Origin of the sequence: Tateyamaria sp. ANG-S1 (assembly GCF_000814025.1) — a bacterium.
Classification (GTDB): domain Bacteria; phylum Pseudomonadota; class Alphaproteobacteria; order Rhodobacterales; family Rhodobacteraceae; genus Tateyamaria.
The window spans coordinates 329,164-341,348 of sequence record NZ_JWLL01000006.1; the positions used below are offsets into that span (position 1 = coordinate 329,164).

14 protein-coding genes and 1 tRNA gene are annotated in these 12,185 nt (G+C 61.4%); 5 read left to right on the forward strand and 10 right to left on the reverse strand.

Annotated features, from left to right (window positions below; translation table 11 throughout):
* Positions 1 to 58 precede the first annotated feature (58 nt).
* The 3 genes from RA29_RS12860 to ihfA all read right to left on the reverse strand — a co-directional run bounded on the left by RA29_RS12860 (position 59) and on the right by ihfA (position 1,802).
* A tRNA-Pro gene (locus RA29_RS12860) sits at positions 59 to 135 on the reverse strand.
* A gap of 70 nt (positions 136 to 205) precedes the next feature.
* Complete coding sequence (locus RA29_RS23585; RefSeq protein ID WP_039686552.1) at positions 206 to 1,495, reverse strand: MerR family transcriptional regulator; 1,290 nt, start codon at positions 1,493 to 1,495, stop codon at positions 206 to 208.
* A 4-nt stretch (positions 1,496 to 1,499) separates the two neighbouring features.
* The gene (gene ihfA / locus RA29_RS12870; protein ID WP_039686554.1) at positions 1,500 to 1,802 is read right to left on the reverse strand and encodes an integration host factor subunit alpha; all 303 of its coding nucleotides are present in this window, start codon (positions 1,800 to 1,802) and stop codon (positions 1,500 to 1,502) included.
* Between the two features lie 264 nt (positions 1,803 to 2,066).
* On the opposite strand from ihfA, the gene RA29_RS12880 reads away from it, so the two are divergent.
* Positions 2,067 to 2,507 carry an AraC family transcriptional regulator gene (locus tag RA29_RS12880; RefSeq protein ID WP_052249645.1) on the forward strand — a complete coding sequence of 147 codons (441 nt, stop codon included), beginning with the start codon at positions 2,067 to 2,069 and terminating at the stop codon, positions 2,505 to 2,507.
* Between the two features lie 6 nt (positions 2,508 to 2,513).
* On the opposite strand, the gene RA29_RS12885 is transcribed toward RA29_RS12880, so the two are convergent.
* The 4 genes from RA29_RS12885 to RA29_RS12900 form a co-directional block, all read right to left on the reverse strand.
* Positions 2,514 to 3,485, reverse strand: coding sequence for a beta-ketoacyl-ACP synthase III (locus RA29_RS12885; RefSeq protein WP_039686559.1), 972 nt, complete (start codon positions 3,483 to 3,485; stop codon positions 2,514 to 2,516).
* Complete coding sequence (gene plsX, locus RA29_RS12890) at positions 3,482 to 4,573, reverse strand: phosphate acyltransferase PlsX (protein ID WP_039686561.1); 1,092 nt, start codon at positions 4,571 to 4,573, stop codon at positions 3,482 to 3,484. Before plsX ends, RA29_RS12885 begins: the two co-directional genes overlap by 4 nt.
* Positions 4,574 to 4,608: 35 nt before the next feature.
* Positions 4,609 to 4,815 carry a 50S ribosomal protein L32 gene (gene rpmF, locus RA29_RS12895; protein WP_039686563.1) on the reverse strand — a complete coding sequence of 69 codons (207 nt, stop codon included), beginning with the start codon at positions 4,813 to 4,815 and terminating at the stop codon, positions 4,609 to 4,611.
* A 207-nt stretch (positions 4,816 to 5,022) separates the two neighbouring features.
* Positions 5,023 to 5,577 (reverse strand): DUF177 domain-containing protein, encoded by a 555-nt coding sequence (locus RA29_RS12900; protein WP_039687770.1) that lies wholly within the window; start codon positions 5,575 to 5,577, stop codon positions 5,023 to 5,025.
* A 107-nt stretch (positions 5,578 to 5,684) separates the two neighbouring features.
* Between RA29_RS12900 and bamE the strand changes: the two genes are divergently transcribed.
* From bamE to RA29_RS12915, 3 genes are all read left to right on the forward strand, one after another.
* Positions 5,685 to 6,137, forward strand: a complete 453-nt coding sequence (gene bamE / locus RA29_RS12905) for an outer membrane protein assembly factor BamE (protein WP_052249646.1) — start codon at positions 5,685 to 5,687, stop codon at positions 6,135 to 6,137.
* Between the two features lie 76 nt (positions 6,138 to 6,213).
* The gene (locus RA29_RS12910) at positions 6,214 to 6,936 is read left to right on the forward strand and encodes a GNAT family N-acyltransferase (protein WP_039686565.1); all 723 of its coding nucleotides are present in this window, start codon (positions 6,214 to 6,216) and stop codon (positions 6,934 to 6,936) included.
* A 206-nt stretch (positions 6,937 to 7,142) separates the two neighbouring features.
* Positions 7,143 to 8,954: an ATP-binding cassette domain-containing protein gene (locus RA29_RS12915; protein ID WP_039686567.1), complete on the forward strand. Its 1,812-nt coding sequence runs from the start codon at positions 7,143 to 7,145 to the stop codon at positions 8,952 to 8,954.
* A gap of 222 nt (positions 8,955 to 9,176) precedes the next feature.
* Here the strand turns inward: RA29_RS12915 and RA29_RS12920 are convergent, their stop codons facing one another.
* From RA29_RS12920 to mnmA, 3 genes are all read right to left on the reverse strand, one after another.
* Positions 9,177 to 9,722, reverse strand: coding sequence for a sugar O-acetyltransferase (locus RA29_RS12920; protein WP_039686568.1), 546 nt, complete (start codon positions 9,720 to 9,722; stop codon positions 9,177 to 9,179).
* Positions 9,722 to 10,477 (reverse strand): 3-hydroxyacyl-CoA dehydrogenase, encoded by a 756-nt coding sequence (locus tag RA29_RS12925; RefSeq protein ID WP_039687772.1) that lies wholly within the window; start codon positions 10,475 to 10,477, stop codon positions 9,722 to 9,724. Before RA29_RS12925 ends, RA29_RS12920 begins: the two co-directional genes overlap by 1 nt.
* Before the next feature lie 71 nt (positions 10,478 to 10,548).
* Positions 10,549 to 11,688, reverse strand: coding sequence for a tRNA 2-thiouridine(34) synthase MnmA (gene mnmA / locus RA29_RS12930; RefSeq protein WP_039686570.1), 1,140 nt, complete (start codon positions 11,686 to 11,688; stop codon positions 10,549 to 10,551).
* Positions 11,689 to 11,811: 123 nt separating this feature from the next.
* Here mnmA and RA29_RS12935 point away from each other — a divergent pair, with 123 nt between their 5' ends.
* Complete coding sequence (locus RA29_RS12935) at positions 11,812 to 12,090, forward strand: DUF1153 domain-containing protein (RefSeq protein WP_039686572.1); 279 nt, start codon at positions 11,812 to 11,814, stop codon at positions 12,088 to 12,090.
* The last annotated feature ends 95 nt before the right edge of the window (positions 12,091 to 12,185 follow it).

Below are 12,185 nucleotides of genomic sequence, written 5' to 3' on the forward strand. Positions count from 1 at the left end.
TCTGTGACTGTCGCGAGGCTTTCTATCAGCGGCCCCGTAGCGCTGGGGCGGTGTGTTATGGTCGGGCTAGCAGGACTCGAACCTGCGACCTTCCGTCCCCCAGACGGACGCGCTACCAGGCTGCGCCATAGCCCGACGTGAGGGGTGTCATACCCGATTTCTGGCCGGGGGCAAGGGGGAATTGGCACTGTTCGACCGGTTCTTGTTACCGTGGCTCGCGCCGGTTGTTGGCCATCTGATCGCGCAGGGCGGTCAGTTGCACCAACAGGGGCCGGATCATGTCGCGCTGCGCATCGCTCAGATGCGTGAGGCCCGCAGCTTTGCTCAGGGCAGAGGGGGCAACCGGGATCGTGGCCGGGTCGGGATCGTCCGGTACATCAACCACACGCGCGACTGGGCGCGCAGGCTCCTCCGGCTCAGGCTCCGGTTCAATTGTCTCTTCGGCAGGTGCCGCATAGTCGGCAAGGAAGGAGGGAAGGCCGGTATCCGCAGGGGCCGGTGCATCGACCTCCTCCTGCGGCGCGGCCACGGGCGCAGTCTCCACTTGGGCCTCTTCCAAACCCTCAAATGCGGCAGGCTCATCAGCGGGCTCTACGGCCGCCTCTTGTACCAGCTCCGCGGCGGGCTCCGGCGTCTCAACAGACTCTTCTTCACCCGGGCTCTCTTCTTCCGCAGCGAAGTTCAAAGTCGGTTCACGCGGCACATCATTGTCCTGCGGTACGGGGTCCGGTTCGGCAGGCATCTGATCAAAGAGCGTCGGTGCGTCCGCCTGCTCCTCGATATGGGTATCGACGGGTTCAGGCGGCGTCTCGACAGGTGCAGTCGCTTCGGGCTCTTCGATCAGTGCGGCTGGCTCTTCCTCGGCAAGCACAGGTGGGGTGTCGTCAGTACCGTCCAACGCCGTCGCTGGGTCGTCAGCCGGGGCGTCTTCGACGAAAGGTGGATAGGACAATTCCTGGTGATCGTCAGGTTCAGCCGTTGGCTGCGGCTGTGCAGGCGTCCGAAGAAAGGCTGGCAAGTGCGCTGTCCGGTCGTCTTGCTCGGCGACAGGCTGCGCCGGTGCTTCGGTTTGCGCGGATTCCGTTTCGTCGAGGGTGTTATCCGGTTCGGATTTCGGCACAGTTGAAAAGGACACGATCTCCGCCTCGACCGGCGGCTGTTCGACATCCTCAACCATCCGTGCAGTCAGATCGGCGTCAAGCTGTGCGTCGGTCTCCGCATCCAGTGGCGGGGACATGTCTGCGACATGGGCCATGCCCTCTTCCCGCAGGATCTTCTGCACACCCTTGATGGTCAGGCCATCCTCATGCAGCAGCTTGCGGATGCCACCCAACAACAACATATCGGCCGGACGGTAGTACCGCCGACCACCGGCCCGCTTGACGGGCTTTACTTGCGTGAATTTGCTTTCCCAAAACCGCAGCACGTGGGTCTGAACCCCAAGCCACTCGGCCACTTCGGAAATGGTGCGAAAGGCGTCTGCGGATTTGGTCATCGGCTCAGGACTTGTTGCCTGCGGCCACACGATCTTTCATCAGATGCGAGGGCCGGAAGGTCAGAACGCGACGCGGATTGATCGGCACCTCTTCGCCCGTCTTGGGGTTGCGTCCGATCCGGGCAGACTTGTCACGTACTGAAAACGTACCGAAGGACGAAATCTTGACTTGCTCACCCCGAACAAGGGCATCCGACATGTGATCCAGCACGCTCTCAACCAATTGCGCGCTTTCGTTCCGCGACAATCCGACCTCACGAAAAACGGCTTCGCTCAGATCCATGCGCGTCAAAGTCTTGTCAGTCATACGAACTCCCCTTTGGCAAACCATAGGGCGCGGTGAAATTCCGAGTCAATATCAAGAGCTTGAGCAAAGGAGCGGAAGTCGGCTTTGTGCGCGCTTTCGGACCACCACGTGTCGAAAAAATCCGAGCAGACGGGCGCGTCTGGCGCGATCGGCGAAAATCCGCGGAAATCTTCGGCGAGATAGGAATGATGGCCAGATCGCAAAAGACCTCGTTCCGCAAATGCAGTAGACTCAACCTGTGATTATGCCAAGGGAGGACGCACCGTGCCGCACTTCGCTGCCGTATCGAACGACATGCCGAACTTTCCCGTCATCTCACCCATCGCCAGTTCCGTGTCAGCGGCTGGCGACAGGCAGGCCCAGGACCGGACAACCCATCACCTGACGACCAAGTCGTATCATCGGATCATCGCCCGGATGCGCGCACGCATCGATGAGCGGATCACCGAAGAGAGCCTGTGCGCGCTTAGCTCGTTAAACAAGGAGGCGTTCCGGCGTGCGTTCAAGGCGCGGGCAGGGATGGGGCCCATGCGCTATCTGACATGGCTGCGCGTGGACATGGCCGTCCGGTTGCTGATCGACACCCGCTTTGACCTGAAAGAGATCGCCTTTGTCACCGGCTTCAAGTCAGAGCAGGGGTTGATCGCGGCCTTCGTTAGCACGCTGGGCGTCCGCCCGCATGCGCTGCGTGCTTCACCTATCTGAGCAACGCTACCAGCGCAGCACGACGGATCCCCACGCCAGCCCGCCGCCAATGGCTTCGGTCACCAACAGATCACCATCCTTGATCTGACCGTTCTTGCGCCCGACCGAGATCGCCAGGGGGATCGACGCGGCTGACGTGTTGCCGTGGTCCTGAACGGTGACCACAACCTTGTCCATTCCGATACCCATCTTCTTGGCCGTGCCTTGGATGATGCGGATATTGGCTTGATGGGGCACGATCCAGTCGACCTCGTCCGCGGTCACGCCAGCGCGCTCCATCGCTGTTTGTGCTGTTGCCGCCAGCTTTTCGACTGCGTGACGGAACACCTGGTTGCCTTGCATCCGCAGATACCCGCTGGTCCCGGTGCTCACGCCGCCATCGACATAAAGAAGATCACGATGCCGCCCGTCCGAGTTCAGATCGGTGGCCAGAATGCCCCTGTCAGCCTTGGTGCCGGCCCCGTCCTGCGCCTCAAGCACAAGTGCACCGGCGCCATCGCCGAACAGCACGCAGGTGCTGCGGTCGGTCCAGTCCATGATCTTGGAAAAGGTCTCGGCCCCGATCACGATCACACGCTTGGCCTGGCCCGACACAATCAGCGCATTGGCATTGGCCAGCGCATAGACAAATCCGGCACATACGGCTTGCACGTCAAAGGCAAAGCCGCGGGTCATGCCCAGCTTGTCCTGCACCATGGTTGCGGCAGACGGAAAGGTCAGGTCAGCGGTGGATGTGGCCAGCACAATGGCGTCGATGTCGTCCGGCCCAAGCCCCGCGTCCTCAAGTGCCGACCGCGCGGCTGCGGTTGCCATGGACGACGTCGTGTCATCCTCGGTCGCGAAATGCCGCCGTTCGATGCCCGAGCGCGCGCGAATCCACTCGTCCGAGGTGTCCAGCGTCGCCTCGAATTCCGCATTCTCGACCACCCGCGACGGCAGGTAGTGGCCTACACCGCGCACCACAGCACGAAGCGTCATCGCTTGCTCTCCTCTGCCAGCGCAGTGGCCCGTGCAACCCGGGCAGCTAGCTTGTCGTTAAAGCCCTGTTCGGACAATTGGGCAGCCAGTTTAATCGCCGCCGAGATCCCCGTAGCATCGGCCCCGCCGTGCGATTTGACAACCGTGCCGTTCAGACCAAGAAAAACACCGCCGTTCACACGGCGCGGGTCGATCCGCTTTTTTAGGCGGCGCATCGACGTAAAGGCCAGCAGATAGGCGAGGCGGGACAGGGGAGTGAACTTGAAGGCTTCGCGCAGCAGATCGCCAATCAGGCTTGCGGTGCCTTCGCCCGTCTTTATGGCCACGTTGCCGGTAAAGCCATCGGTCACGACGACGTCGACCACATCGCCCTGAATATCGCCGCCCTCGACAAAGCCCACGAAATCGAACTCAGCCGCATCCGCATGTGCGCCGATCAGGTCATAGGCTTCTTTCAGCTCGGAGCGTCCCTTGTGCTCTTCGGTGCCGACATTCAGCAGCCCGATTCGCGGGCGGGGCAGGTCCATGCCGTTCCGGGCGTACGAGGCGCCCATCAGTGCATAGCGCAGCAGATCGTCGGCATCGGCGCGCACGTCGGCACCCACATCCAGCATCACGTTGAAACCCTGCGGGTTCCGGCTGGGCCACAACACGGCGATGGCGGGACGGTTCACGCCGGGCAGCTTGCGCAGGCGGATCATGGACAGCGCCATCAATGCACCGGTGTTGCCGCAGCTCACGGCAACATCAGCATCGCCCGCCCGCACCGATTCAATGGCGGACCACATCGACGTGCCCTTGCCATTGCGGACAACATGGCTGGGCTTGTCATCCATTGTGACGACGCCCTGCGCATCACGGATGATGCAGCGCTTGGCCAGGTTCTTGCGCTTGGCGACAAGCCGCTCCAATTCATCCTGCGGACCATGCAGGATGAAGCCCAGCTTCGGGTTTTTCGCGGCAGATGTCGCACAGCCAGACACAACAGCGGCGGGTCCCATGTCCCCGCCCATCGTGTCAATGGATACGATTATCGGAAAGGCAAGCTTCGCACTGGCATCGGCCGTATCGGTGGAAGGGGCCGTCATCGCGCGCTGTCTTGCCTTGTCGCTGGGGACGCCGCTCAGGCCGCGTCGTCTTCCAGTTCAACCTCTTCGGTCATCGCGACGATTTCGTTGTCGTCATAGTGACCGCATGCCGCGCAAATGTGGTGCGGGCGCTTCAGCTCGCCGCAGTTGGGGCATTCGTTGGGGTTGGCGGGGGTCAAGCTGTCGTGGGCGCGGCGATTGTTGCGGCGCGATTTCGACACTTTATTCTGTTGTACAGCCATTGAAGCGGGCCTTCGGTTCGGGCAGCGCCGCGCAACAGAGCGCGGATGCGAGTTGTTTCATCTCGCCCAGCAGGGGGCATTCGGGTCAACCAAGTACGGGTTGGAGCAGCGTTTAGGCAAAGCGCCGCGACATGTCCAACCCAAAATCTCGTGAGGGCGGCAAAATACGCATCCTTCCCCAAGACGCAAGTGTAAATCGGGGGCAAATCAGCCGTCTTCGTCGCGTTCCAGCTTTGCCTTCAGATCCGACAATCCGGCAAAGGGTTTGGCAGCCTCGTCGGTAAGTGGGGCAACGCCCGGCTCGGTCAAAACCATCTGGCCAAGTTCGGCCCCATCGGCGCGCGGAAAATCGGGGACGGCAAGGCTCAACGCCTCGACCATGACGGCTTCCGGGTCAATCCAGACGCCCAGGGGCTCGACCTCATCATCTTCCGGCATTTCCGCCTCGGGCGCGTCAATTTCTTCGTAGTCACGGATGTAGAGACGCCGAACTTCGGTATCGATCCGGGTTGTTACTGGCACAAGGGTCACGGCGCAGGGCTGCGTCACCGTTGCGCCCAACATGCCGGTCAGCAGCCAGTCGGTCGCGCCATGGGCGGCGATCTGCCCTTCGAAGCGCAGCTTGCGCAGCCCGGACAGTTCAAGTTCCTGCGCCAACCCGGCCATCTTTTGCGAATCCGGCTGCATGGAAAAGGGCGTGGGCGCATTCTGTGCCAGCCCGCTCACCCGCAGGGCCGAGGTTGATGGAGGCGTCTGTGACATGGGGTGAACTTTCGTTTCTTGAACCAAGGCCAACACTTGAGTAAGTCGGGATAGATAAAAGCACCACGCCCCCTGAGCAAGGGGCTGCGCGTAACAAGGGGGGTCAGATGGGGACCTTTAGACCACTTTCCACGGCGGGCCTGGCCCTGATCATCACGCTTGGCGTCGCGGCCTGCTCCCCCACATTCCGCAATCATGGCTATGTGCCGCCGGAAGAAGACCTTGCCGAACTGGCCGTGGGAATCGACACACGCTCCACGGTCGAGGATCTGATCGGGCCGCCGACAGCCGGTGGCGTGCTCGAAGGTGGCGACTTTTTCTATGTGCGCAGCCGCGTCCGCACCTTTGGTCCGCGCCGCCCGGAAGTGATCGAGCGGCAGGTTCTTGCTGTGACTTTCGATCAGGAAGGCGTGTTGCAGAACATTGAACGGTTCGGGTTGGAAGACGGGCGCGTCGTCGCGCTTTCGCGCCGCGTGACCGACAGCGGCGTAACCAACACCACCTTCCTGCGTCAGCTTCTCGGCAATATCGGCCGCATCGGGCCAGAGGGCGTTATCTGACCGGTCTTGAGTCATCTAGCTGTCATCTGGGCTGTGTTACCCGGGCGGAGAAACACATGAGCAGAGGGCAGATCAGATGATCGGGCTCAGCAAAGGGCGCTACGCGGCGCGGCAGGCAGAGACACCACAGGACGTCGCGGCGGCACAAGCCCTTCGGGCAAGATGCTTTGGTCTGGACACGGACGCCGACGCTTTTGACAATCGCTGCACGCATATCCTGATCCATCGGGTATCGGACAACGCCCTTGTCTGTTGTTTTCGGATGATGCCCCTGACCGGTGCTACGATCTCCCACAGCTATTCGGCGCAGTATTACGAGCTCAGCGCCCTCGCTGACTATGATGGCAAGATGGTGGAGATGGGCCGATTCTGTATCGACCCGGAGGCCGCAGACCCGGACATCCTGCGCGTCGCGTGGGGTGCGATGACCTCTTACGTGGATGCGGCAGGGGTTGAGCTGCTCTTTGGTTGTTCGTCTTTTGCGGGGACGGAGACGGCGGATTACCTTGATGCGTTCGCCATGCTGAAGGCCCGGCACCTAGCCCCCACGCGGTGGCTGCCCAGCGTCAAGGCGCCCAAGGTGTTCAAATACGCGGCCCGCCTGCGCCGGAAACCGGACGCGAAGAAAGCCATGCTGAGGATGCCGCCGCTGTTGCGCACCTATTTGATGATGGGCGGCTGGGTCAGTGACCATGCCGTCGTCGATGATCAGATGAACACGCTGCATGTGTTTACGGGGGTCGAGATTGGATCGATCCCGCCTGCACGGAAGCGTTTGTTGCGCGCCGTTGCCGGTTAGGGATTTCGGATCGGGGTGCCCCGATCCGACCGGCTGGGGGGCCAGCCCCCCAGACCCCCCGGGGATTTTCTTGAAACGGGGAAGACGATGTGTTGCGCGACGGGGCATCCGAGCGCCCGATGGGGGTGCACAGGGGGTGTACGCATGGTGCACGGGGGGTGACACCCTGGTTGACGGCCCTGAATTGACCCACTAGCTGCCCCGATATGGCGCGTGTTCCTCTCCTCCAGCTCTCCGATATTTCGCTTACTTTTGGTGGCGATCCTGTCTTTGACGACCTATCCCTTGTTGTTCAGCCGGGCGACCGCGTGGCGCTTGTGGGGCGCAACGGGTCGGGTAAGTCGACCCTGATGAAAGTCATGGGCGGGCTTGTCGAGCCTGACAGCGGCGAGGTCGTGCCAGGCCCCGGCGTAAGTGTTGGGTACATGGAGCAAGACCCTGACATGACAGGGTTTTCCACGCTGGGGGATTTTGCGATCCATGGGCTGGAAGCCTCCGATCTCTACAAGGTCGAGCGGGCGGGCGAAGGTCTCAAGTTCGACCCTGCGCGCCCGGTCGAGACGGCCTCGGGCGGTGAGCGCCGACGGGCAGCCCTCGCGCGTTTGATGGCCGAGGCCCCCGACCTGATGCTGCTCGATGAGCCAACCAACCATCTCGACATCGAAGCCATTGCGTGGCTGGAAGCCGAGTTGAAGGCGACGCGCGCTGGCTTTGTCCTGATCTCCCACGACCGCGCTTTTTTACGTGAGCTTACCCGTGCAACCCTCTGGATTGACAGGGGAATGGTGCGGCGGCAGGAAAGGGGTTTCGAAGCGTTCGAGGCCTGGCGCGACACCGTGTGGGAGGAGGAAGACACCGCCCGCCACAAGCTGAACCGCAAGATCAAGGCGGAGGCGCGATGGGCGGTCGAAGGCATCAGCGCGCGGCGCAAGCGCAACATGGGCCGCGTGCGCGCGCTGCAGGATTTGCGGGCAGAGCGTGCCGCACAGATCAAGCGTCAGGGCACGGCTGCGATGGCCCTGGAGGGTGGTCCAAAGTCGGGCCGCAAGGTACTGGAAGCGAACGATATTTCAAAGGCTTTCGACGGAAATACGATCCTCTCGCCATTCTCGTTGAAAGTGCAGCGCGGCGACCGAATTGCATTTGTCGGCCCCAACGGCGTGGGAAAGACGACGCTGCTCAAGATGCTGATCGGAGAGGTTGCGCCGGACACAGGTGCCGTGAGCATGGGCACCAATCTTGAACTGGCAGTGTTTGATCAGACCCGCTCGAAGCTCGACCCCGACGCCAGCCTTTGGGACAGCCTGACCGGCGATCCGGAGATGCGCGTCAGCGGAAAGGCGGACCAGGTGATGGTGCGGGGTACTCCCAAGCATGTCGTTGGATACCTAAAAGAATTTCTGTTTGACGAGGCGCAGGCCCGCGCGCCTGTCCGGTCTTTGTCAGGGGGCGAAAAGGCGCGGCTGCTGCTGGCCAAGATCATGGCACGGCCCTCGAACCTGCTGGTGCTTGATGAGCCGACGAATGATCTGGACGTCGAAACCCTTGATTTGCTTCAGGATCTTCTGGACCGATATGACGGAACGGTCCTTCTGGTCAGCCACGACCGCGATTTTTTGGACCGTGTTGCGGTGACCACGATTGCGATGGAAGGCGACGGCCGGGCCACTGTTTATGCCGGAGGATGGAGCGACTACCAGTCCCAGCGCGCGCCGCAATCGACATCCGGTCAGGATGACGCCCCGAAGAAGGCCAAGGTTTCAGCGTCGAAACCGAAGCAGGCCGCTAAACAGGGGCTGTCCTTTACAGAAAAACACCGGCTGGAGGCGCTGCCCGCCGAGATTGAGCGGCTGGAAGCGGAGATGGCGAAGCTGCAGGAGCTGTTGTCAGACCCCGACCTTTACACGCGCGAACCGGTGAAGTTTCGCAAGGCGACGGAAGCGCTTGCCGAACGCCAAACCAAGCTAGAAGCCGCCGAGGAGGAGTGGTTGCTGCTTGAGGAGAAGGCGGAGGCCTGAGGCTGTCGGGATGAGAAGACGCTTTGCGCCACACTTGACTGTAATTAATTGAAAAATGCCGGTACGGGTCTGCACCCGAGTGGGCAGATTTCGGACAAACCTCGGCTGGCCTGAACACCGTGTTTTACGATCCGCACACAGGAGCTGCCGTTTCGAACTGCTTGTGAGTGCCTTACGCTTCGGTTGAAGGTCACGGGACGCAGTTGCGCAATCAGCGCAGGGTCAGAGCCGCTTCGCAGGAACGCCAGCCACCGTTGCACCCGCTGGCACGTCGCGGGTCACAACCGCGCCTGCACCGATGATGGCTTCCGCGCCAACGGTCACGCCCGGCATGACCATTGCCCCGGCACCGATCCAAACATCCGCACCGATGATCACGGGATGTGCGATCTCAATACCTGCCCGCCGTTTGACCGGATCGCGATGGTGGTCTGCACAAATCAGCTGCGCACCTGTCCCGATCAATGTGCCATCACCGATATGCACCGGCGCACTGTCGAGAATGACGCAACCGCTGTTGATGAACACATTGCTACCCAGATGAGTGTTGCACCCGTAAGAGCAATGAAAAGGGGCTTCGACCAGGCAATCGGCGCCTGAGGCGGCAAAGAGGTCCCGCAGCGGCGCGCTGAGCGTGCGCCGTTCGGATGGAGGCAGGTGGTTGTGTGCGTAGACTGCGTCCAGCGCCACCATCCGCATCGCCTCCAACTCGTCGTCTAGGCACGAGTACCAGTCTCCAGCCTCCATCTTTTGTCGTTCGCTTTGCATCACCGCATCCGTAGCGCGCCGTCGAGGCGGATCACTTCTCCGTTCAGATATCCCATTTCCACGATGAACGCGGCAAGCCGCGCGTATTCGTCCGGATCGCCCAGGCGGGGTGGATTGGGCACATCTGCTGCAAGTGCGGCCTGAACCTCCTCGGGTAGACCGGCGAGCATGGGTGTCTTGAAGATACCCGGCGCTATGGTCATGACCCGCACGCCGTTTGCGGCCAGATCGCGCGCCATGGGCAGGGTCATTCCCGCGACGCCCCCCTTTGATGCGGCATAGGCGGCTTGACCCTTTTGCCCGTCAAATGCCGCAATCGATGCGGTGTTGATAATGACACCGCGCGCCCCGTCCGTGTCCGGTGCGTTCTCCGTCATGGCGGCAGCGGCAAGGCGGGCGACGTTGAAGCTGCCAATCAGGTTGATGTCGATTGTTTTTTGAAAGGCGGGCAGGGGGTGCGGGCCATCCTTTCCCACCGTCTTGATCCCAAGGGCAATGCCCGCGCAGTTTACCGCTGCGGTGATGCGTCCCATCCGGGACTGCGCCAGGGCAATGGCCGCTGCGACAGAGCTTTCGTCCGTCACATCTGTTTCTGCAAAGTGTCCACCAATCTCATCAGCCACCTGCGATCCGCGATTCGAATCGCGATCTAGCACTGTGACCTGTGCCCCACGCGCCGCAAAATGGCGCGCGGTTGCCTCTCCCAAGCCCGAGGCGCCGCCGGTTACTACCGCCATGGTTGTGTCGAGTTTCATTGGCTCCTCCGGTTTCCGCATATGAACGCGCGTTCATTTAAGCGGAATGGCAAAGCGCTTACAAGGCAGGCTTACCCTTTGTGGATCCACCCACCGCCAAAGATGCGGCTGCTGTCGCGGTCATAGAAAACGCACGCCTGACCGGGGGATACGCCCGCTTCGGCAGCGGCGAGTTCCACGGTAGCCTCTGTGGCGCTAATCGGCCGGATGATCGCGTCCGTCGGCGGCCTGGTTGAGCGCACTTTGACTGCGACGGGCCATGTTTCCTGGCTGTCGAATGGCGCGTCGCCCAGCCAATTGACCTCGCGGATTGGAACGGTGCGCGTGGCCAGCATGTCCCGCGGGCCCACGATCACCTGGCGATTGTCTGCGTCGAGCTTCACCACGTAGAGCGGGTCGGACAAGCCGCCGATCCCAAGCCCGCGCCGTTGCCCGATGGTGTAGTTGATCACCCCATCATGGTGTCCCAGCACGCGGCCCGTGTGATCCACGATGTCGCCCGGTGCAGCGGCTTCTGGCCGCAACTTTCGAATGACGGACGCATAGTCGCCATTTGGAACAAAGCAGATGTCCTGGCTGTCCGGTTTGTCGGCCACGCTCAGCCCGTATTTGGCCGCCAGCGCGCGCGTGTCATCCTTTGACGGCAAGTGGCCGAGGGGAAAGCGCAGATAGTCCAGCTGCTCCGGCGTGGTGGAAAACAGGAAATAGCTTTGGTCCCGGTTGGCGTCGGCAGCCGCATGCAATTCAGCGCCATGATCGCCCACTTTGCGCTGGATATAGTGACCTGTGGCCATGCAATCGGCTTCCAGATCCTTGGCCGTTTCCAGCAGATCCTTGAACTTCACACGCTCATTGCAGCGGATGCACGGCACAGGTGTCGCGCCGCCCAGATAACTGTCGGCAAACTCGTCAATCACGGCGTCCCGGAACACGTTTTCGTAGTCGAGAACGTAATGTGGAAATCCCATTTCCTCTGCCACGCGACGGGCATCATGGATGTCGCGCCCGGCGCAACAGGCACCTTTTTTGGCCAAGGCCGCGCCGTGGTCATAGAGCTGCAGTGTCACGCCAACAACGTCGTATCCTTGGCTTTTCAATTCGGCAGCGACCACCGAGCTGTCGACGCCACCGGACATGGCAACGACGACACGGGTGTCGGCAGGGGCTTTGGCAAAGCCCAACGAATTCAGCGGACCGGACTGGTCGAGCATGGCGTATCTCCGAGGGAATTGGACGCATATATATGAAAATGCGAAATAGTCTCAAGGCCCCGTTTAACGGCACATTAAACGCAAACGTCCAAGTTCGCGCGAAAGCGATGAACGAGCGGTGAGATGTATTTAAAGAAAGTGGACGGCCCCCGCGCCGTGACGCTGCCAGATGGCACGGTGTTGAGCCAGGCGGATCTGCCGCCGCACACGACGCGACGCTGGGTGGCCTCGCGCAAAGCTGCGGTTGTGCGTGGCGTACTCTACGGTCTGATCACGCAGGACGCCGCCCTTGAGCGGTATGGGTTGAGTGAAGAAGAGTTCCACGAGTGGGTCCGCGCCGTGTCTTTGCACGGTGAGGATGCGCTGAAGGCAACAGCACTACAAAAATATAGACAACTTTAAGTTGTTAAGATAAGTTTGCATCAAGGGTAACGTGTGGTTAACCTTTTCGGTTCACGTTTGGTTCAACACTTGAACACCCCCAGTGTGGAGACCGA